The organism is Burkholderia sp. E168m23, from assembly GCF_016586125.1.
Lineage (GTDB): Bacteria > Pseudomonadota > Gammaproteobacteria > Burkholderiales > Burkholderiaceae > Burkholderia > Burkholderia orbicola.
Genome location: NZ_BCPP01001294.1, coordinates 1 through 1507, shown reverse-complemented (window position 1 = coordinate 1507; position 1507 = coordinate 1). Strand labels below are relative to the sequence as shown.

Here is a 1507-nt window from a genome sequence, read left to right as displayed (position 1 = left end):
AGTAAGGGCGCACGGCGCGAATGGAGGAGACAACGATGACGAACGAACGGTGCGCGCTGCCGCTGGCCGGCGTGAAGGTGCTCGATTTCTCGCGCGTGCTCGCCGGCCCGTGGTGTGCGATGGTGCTTGCCGATTTCGGTGCGGAAGTGATCAAGGTCGAGCATCCGGCGCGCGGCGACGATACGCGCGACTGGGGATTGCGGATCGGCGACACCGAAACCACCTATTTCAACAGCGTGAACCGCAGCAAGCGGTCGATCTGCGTCGACCTGCAGACGGAAGCCGGCCAGCGCATCGCGCGCGAGCTGGCGGCGCAGGCCGACGTGCTGATCCACAACTTCAAGTGCGGCGGCGCGGAGAAACTCGGGCTCGGCTACGACGCGCTGGCCGAACTGAATCCGCGCCTCGTGCACTGCGCGATCTCGGGCTACGACCGGTCGGGCGCCGAGGCCGCGCGGCCCGGCTACGACCTCGTCGTGCAGGGCGAGGCCGGGTTGATGGCGCTGAACGGCGAGGCCGGCCAGCCGCCGCTGAAGTTCGGCGTCGCGGCGGTCGACCTGTTCACCGGCATGTATTCGGCGCAGGCGATCCTCGCCGCGCTGTACGAACGCCATGCGACCGGGCGCGGGCGGCGCATCGAGATGGCGCTGTTCGATTGCGGGCTGATGATCACCGCGTACTACGGGCTCGACGCGCTGCTGATGGGCGAGGACCCGCCGCGCTACGGCAACGCGCATCCGTCGATCGTGCCGTACGGCGTGTTCGACGCGGCCGACGGCCCGCTCGTGATCACGGTCGGCAACAACACGCAGTTCGCGCGCTTTTGCGACGCGATCGAGCGGCCCGATCTCGCGGCCGACGAACGCTACAAGACCAACCTCGGCCGCTCGCAGAATCGTGCCGACCTGCTGCCCGAGATTCGCCGCGAACTCGCGCGGCGGTCGCGCGCGACGCTGCTGGCGGCGCTCGCCGACGCGGGCATTCCATGCGGCGAAGTGCTCGGATTGCACGAAGCGCTGACGTCCGAACGCGCCACCCGCGCCGGGCTCGTCACGCGGCAGCCGCATCCGGCTGCGGGCGCGGTCGACGTGCTCGCGCCGCCGTACCGCTTCGACGGCGCGAGGCTGCCGGTGCGCGGTGCGCCGCCGGTGCTCGGCGCCGATACCGCTGCGGTGCTCGGCGGCTGGCTCGGGATGTCGGCGGAGGACGTCGCGCGGCTGCGGGCGGATCGCGTCGTGTAGATCGCTTGTTCCGCCGCGGCGCGGGCGGTGAGTCGACGCGCGCCGACCATTCCACAAAACACCGCTCGCAATGATGAGCCGGAAATGGAGACACCATGGAGCTTTCCGTCATCGAATCGGTCACGGCGCGCCGCGACTACCAGCAGCTCGTGCGGGCCCGGCGCCGCTTCAGCTTCACGCTCACCGCGTTGATGATCGCCACGTACTACGGCTTCATCCTGCTCGTCGCGCTCGCGCCGCACGTGCTCGCCGCGCCGCTGTACCGC

2 protein-coding genes are annotated in these 1507 nt (G+C 70.1%); both read left to right on the top strand.

What is annotated here, in order from left to right; all coding sequences use genetic code 11:
• The first annotated feature begins 35 nt into the window (after positions 1-35).
• Positions 36-1241: a CaiB/BaiF CoA-transferase family protein gene (locus tag JMF90_RS36685; RefSeq protein WP_201317021.1), complete on the top strand. Its 1206-nt coding sequence runs from the start codon at positions 36-38 to the stop codon at positions 1239-1241.
• A gap of 95 nt (positions 1242-1336) precedes the next feature.
• Positions 1337-1507: DUF485 domain-containing protein (locus JMF90_RS36680; RefSeq protein ID WP_201326305.1), on the top strand; the 171-nt coding region annotated here is incomplete at its 3' end.

Excerpts from the sequence above, each read along its gene's own strand:
- JMF90_RS36685 (WP_201317021.1), top strand. The coding sequence starts at position 36 with ATGACGAACGAACGGTGCGCGCTGCCGCTGGCCGGCGTGAAGGTGCTC.